The sequence below is a fragment of the Phaeobacter sp. HF9A genome, assembly GCF_011806385.1.
Taxonomy (GTDB): Bacteria; Pseudomonadota; Alphaproteobacteria; order Rhodobacterales; family Rhodobacteraceae; genus Epibacterium.
In genome coordinates, this window is record NZ_JAATOX010000194.1 from 1 (window position 1) to 4,579 (window position 4,579).

Sequence of the window (4,579 nt, forward strand, 5' to 3'; positions counted from 1 at the left end):
GTGCGCGGCATGACGTAGGGCCAATCGCGCGATTTTTCCGGTTTTTTTGCTGGGGATGTCAGGTTCGTGTCAGGAAGGATTGAAACAGGGGCGCCTTGCAATACATCCGCCGGGATCTAGTGTCCTTAGTATAAATGGTAGGAGAGGTACGATGGCCTGGATTGAGACCATCTCGTTTGCGGCTGCGACGGGAAAGCTGCGCATGCTATATGACCGTATGGCGGGGCCGGAAAAGGTCGTGAACAACATCCTTCAGCTGCATTCCCTGCGGCCGCATTCGCTGGAGGGGCATATGACGCTCTGCAAGAGCGTGTTGCATAACACTGGCAATTCGGTGCCCAAATGGTGCCTGGAGCTGATCGGGGTCTGGGTGTCGATCCTGAACGGCTGCGCCTATTGTCGCGATCACCATCTGGCGGGGATGAAGCGGCTGCTCGACGATGATGCGCGGCTTCAGGCGATCCGCGAAGCGCTGGAGGCGGGCGATCTGTCCAAGGTGCCGGTGCGCCAGGCCGACAGGGCCGCCCTGCGCTATGCCGAAAAGCTCACGCGGCAGCCCGACAGCGTCGAAGAGCGCGATATCAAGCTGCTGCGCGACGAGGGGCTGAGCGATGGCGAGATTCTGGAGATCAACCAGGTGGTGGCCTATTTCGCCTATGCCAACCGCACGGTGATGGGGCTGGGCGGCAGCAGCGCGGGCGAGGTGCTGGGGTTGCAGCCCAACAACGACGCGGATGAAAGCGACTGGCGGCACAGCTGAGGGCGCAGGTCGGCGGGATCTGGCGCAGCGCCTTGCAGTTTGCTGCACAGGGGCGTGAGCGGGGCGTGAGGTCTCTTGAGGGGAGGCGGGCGATTTCGTATGGGTGGTCCATGAAGCGCCCCCTTGTCCTCAGTCGTGCCCTCAGTTTTGCGCTATTGCTGCCCGCGCCGGTGCTGGCGCATCCGCATATCTTTGTGGAAACGGGGCTGACGCTGGAGGTCAGCCCGGAGGCGGCGCTGACCGCGGTCGATGTCACCTGGGCCTATGACGAATTCTATTCCTTGCTGATCTTTGAGGATCTGGCGCTGGATGATGATCTGGACGGGGCGCTGACCCCCGAAGAGCTGGCGCAGGTGCAGGGGTTTGATCTGAACTGGAGCGAGGGGTTTGAGGGCGATCTTTACCTCAGCCGCGACGGCCAGCCGATCACGCTTGGCCCACCGGAGCCGCTGGAAACCAGCGTTGTGGATGGGGTCATCACCACCCGTCATCGCCGCGCGGTGATCAGCGACAGTCCGGTGACGGCCAGTGGCGTGGATATCAAACCCTATGATCCGACCTATTATACCGCCTATGACCTGAGCCGCGGAGTCGAGGTCAGCGGGCCGTGCAGCGCGACCATCACGCCGCCGGATCTGGATGAGGCCTATACCAGGGTCGAAGAGCTGCTTTATGCGATTCCCGCAGATCAGGCCGAGACCGGCTTTCCCGAGGTGGGGGCGGCCTTTGCCACCACCGTGACGCTGGATTGCGAGGGGTGACGGTGGCACGGCGGGCGCTGACTGGTCTGGTCCTCCTGGGGCTGATTGCGGTTGCGGCGCTGGCGATCTGGCTTTGGGGCTTTGGCGGGGCGGATCATGTGATGCGCGAGGCGGTGGCGGCGCAGCGGCAGGCGCAGCGCGCCATGGCCCATGGGCTGCGGGCGCTGAAGAGCGGCGCGCCGGGGGCCTGGTGGGGGCTGATGGGCATCTGTTTCAGCTACGGTTTCTTTCACGCGGCGGGGCCGGGCCATGGCAAGCTGGTGATCGGCGGCTATGGGCTGGGCCGTGCGGTGACGCTTTGGCGGTTGTCGGCGCTGGCGGTGGCCTCCTCGCTGGCGCAGGCCGGGGCGGCGGTGCTTCTGGTGCTGGCGGGCGTGCAGCTGTTTGACTGGAGCCGGGTCGAGCTGACCGATATGGCAGAAAAGGCTTTGGCGCCGGTGTCTTACGGGTTGATGGCCTGTCTTGGGCTCTATCTGGTGTTGCGCGGGCTGCGGCGGGCCTGGCGGCTGCGGGCGCCCCTCGGTGGGCGGGTGCTGTCGACGCATCCCGCCGAGGGTCAGGACCAATCGCAGGATCACGGCGCCCATCATCCGCACGCCGACCATGACCACACCCATGACCACAGCCATCACCATCACGGGCCGGGCGAGATCTGCGCCAGCTGCGGCCATCGCCATGGCCCGACGCTGGAGGAGGCCGCGCAGCTCTCCTCCTGGCGCGAGGCGCTGGCGATCGTGCTCAGCATTGCGGCCCGGCCCTGCACCGGGGCGGTGTTCCTGTTGTTGCTGACCTGGCGGCTGGAGGTGCTGGGCGCTGGCATTGCCGGAGCCTTTGCCATGGGGCTGGGCACCGCCAGCGTCACCCTCTGCGTGGCGCTGCTGGCGGCGGGGGTGCGCGGTGGTCTGCTGGCGCGGCTGCTTGGCGGCTCCGGCGGCGGCTCAGGAGCCTTGCGTCTGGCGGCGGCGCTGGAGGTCTGCGCCGGGGCGCTGGTCATGCTGTTCTGCCTGGAGCTGCTGTCGCGCAGCCTGTGACCGGGACCACAAGCGGGCTTGTGCCGGATCCGACCCCGGGGAAATAGCGTTTCACTCTTGCTTAATCCTTGTGCAATTGTATCGGTACGCGGTGCCATCTTGTGACGGTTTCGCGCCCGGCCTAAGGCATCGGGGAAGGAGTGCGCAGCATGGTGAATTTACAGCAACAGATGAGCTATCGCGGCCACGCCAGGGCAATTGCGGTGTTGGGCCTGCCCCTGATCGGCGGCCATGTGGCGCAATTTGCGATCGGTCTGACCGATACGGTCATGCTGGGCTGGTATGGCGTTGAGGAACTGGCCGCGGTGACGCTGGCGCAGAGCTATTTCTTTGTCTGGTTCATCCTTGGCGCCGGGTTTGCCTTTGCTGTCATGCCGATGGTGGCCTCTGCCGCCGCCACCGATGATCACCGCCGCATCCGCCGCTCGGCCCGCATGGGGCTCTGGCTTTCGGTGGTCTATAGCCTGTTGGCGATGCCCTTGATGTGGTTTTCCGAAGACATCCTGCTGGCGGCGGGGCAAGCGCCGCAGGTGGCGGCGGATGCGGGGGATTATCTGCGCATCGCGAGCTGGGGGATCTTCCCGGCGCTTTTGGTCATGGTGTTGAAATCCTATCTGGCCGGGCTGGAGCGCACCCAGGCGGTGTTTGGCGCCACGGTGATGGCCGCGGTGGTCAATGGCTTGGTGAACTACGTGCTGATCTTTGGTCATTTCGGCGCCCCGGAGCTGGGTCTGCGCGGCGCGGCGCTGGCCTCTTTGGGAACGCAGATCGTGTCGGTCGTGGCGGTGATGGCCTATGCGCTCTGGCGGCTGCCCGAGCATGACCTGCTGCGCAACCTGCACCGTCCCGACTGGGAGATGATGCGTGAGATCGCGCGCCATGGCCTGCCGATCGGCCTGACGACGCTTTGCGAGGTGAGCCTGTTTTCCGCCTCGGCGCTGATGATGGGCTGGCTGGGCACATTGGCGCTGGCGGCACATGGGATTGCGATGTCGGTGACCGGGGCGATCTTCATGGTGCATCTGGGGCTGTCCAATGCGGCCACCATCCGGGTCGGCAATGCGCTGGGGCGCAATGACAAGGCGCATATGGTGCGTGGCGCGATCGTGGTGACGGCGGCGTCCTTTGTGCTCGCGCTGGCGACGGCGCTGGTGTTTTTCCTGACGCCGGAGCCGCTGATCCTGATGTTCCTGGATCCAAACGACCCGCATCGGCCGGAAATCCTGGAGATCGGCGTGGTCCTGCTGGCGATGGCGGCGCTGTTCCAGTTGATGGACGGCATGCAGGCGATTGCCCTGGGCCTGCTGCGGGGGCTCTTGGATACGGCGGTGCCCATGGTGATGGCGGCGCTCAGCTATTGGGCGGTGGGGGTTTCCAGCTCTTATGTGCTGGGGTTCTACCTTGGCTATGGTCCGGTGGGCGTATGGATCGGCCTGATCCTCGGGCTGAGCTGTGCCGGTGTGCTGCTGCTGGCGCGGTTCTGGCTGCATACGCTGCGGCAGGTTGGCGTGCCACCGGTGCCGCCGGGCGGGGCGGGGGATCTTGGCGCGGGCCGGGCGGCCTGAGCCTGCGCCGGTTGTGCCGCGCCTGCGTTTGTCACGCGCGGCGGTGTCCCGGTGTTCCGGTTACTCTGGTTGCTCCGGCTGCGACAGCCGTTCTGCCTTTTTGCGCACCAAGACGTTGCGCAGGTCATGCATGGCGAGCAGCAATTGGTCGGTGACCGCCTCCAGCTGCGCATCGGTGGCGCGGGACTGGGCCCATTGGCTGGTCAGGTTCAGGTGATCGACGCTGCGCAGGATGTCATCCATCTCGCGCTCTTCCAGCAGCGCGGCACGCTCGGCCATCCAGTTGGCAATGGCGCGGTGATCCTCGGCGCTGAGGTCGCGGTCACCATGGGGTTTGACCTCTCCCTTGCGCAGATTGATCACGGCGATCTGATCCATTTCGATCCGGCGGCTGCGGGTTTCGGAGATCACGCGAAAGACCAGCGCGCCGTTTTCACCGATGCGAAAGAAATAGTCGGGCAG

5 protein-coding genes are annotated in these 4,579 nt (G+C 65.4%); 4 read left to right on the top strand and 1 reads right to left on the bottom strand.

The genetic code is table 11. From position 1 onward, the window contains the following. The first annotated feature begins 151 nt into the window (after positions 1-151). The 4 genes from HCZ87_RS19860 (at position 152) to HCZ87_RS19875 (ending at position 4,117) form a co-directional block, all read left to right on the top strand. A complete protein-coding gene (locus HCZ87_RS19860) occupies positions 152-760 on the top strand; it encodes a carboxymuconolactone decarboxylase family protein (protein ID WP_167646722.1) in 609 nt (202 codons plus the stop codon). Between the two features lie 110 nt (positions 761-870). Further along, the gene (locus HCZ87_RS19865) at positions 871-1,521 is read left to right on the top strand and encodes a DUF1007 family protein (RefSeq protein WP_167646724.1); all 651 of its coding nucleotides are present in this window, start codon (positions 871-873) and stop codon (positions 1,519-1,521) included. Beyond that, entirely contained in the window at positions 1,518-2,552 is a 1,035-nt protein-coding gene (locus HCZ87_RS19870; protein WP_368484152.1) for a nickel/cobalt transporter, read from the top strand. The genes HCZ87_RS19865 and HCZ87_RS19870 overlap by 4 nt, the downstream gene beginning before the upstream one ends. A gap of 149 nt (positions 2,553-2,701) precedes the next feature. Next, on the top strand, positions 2,702-4,117 hold the full coding sequence (locus HCZ87_RS19875; protein ID WP_167646726.1) for an MATE family efflux transporter: 1,416 nt from the start codon (positions 2,702-2,704) through the stop codon (positions 4,115-4,117). 60 nt (positions 4,118-4,177) lie between these two features. On the opposite strand, the gene HCZ87_RS19880 is transcribed toward HCZ87_RS19875, so the two are convergent. After that, on the bottom strand, positions 4,178-4,579 hold a 402-nt coding region (locus HCZ87_RS19880; RefSeq protein WP_254868714.1), incomplete at its 5' end, for a hypothetical protein.

Coding starts and splice junctions, on each gene's coding strand:
- HCZ87_RS19865 (WP_167646724.1), top strand. CDS start 871: ATGAAGCGCCCCCTTGTCCTCAGTCGTGCCCTCAGTTTTGCGCTATTG.
- HCZ87_RS19860 (WP_167646722.1), top strand. CDS start 152: ATGGCCTGGATTGAGACCATCTCGTTTGCGGCTGCGACGGGAAAGCTG.
- HCZ87_RS19875 (WP_167646726.1), top strand. CDS start 2,702: ATGGTGAATTTACAGCAACAGATGAGCTATCGCGGCCACGCCAGGGCA.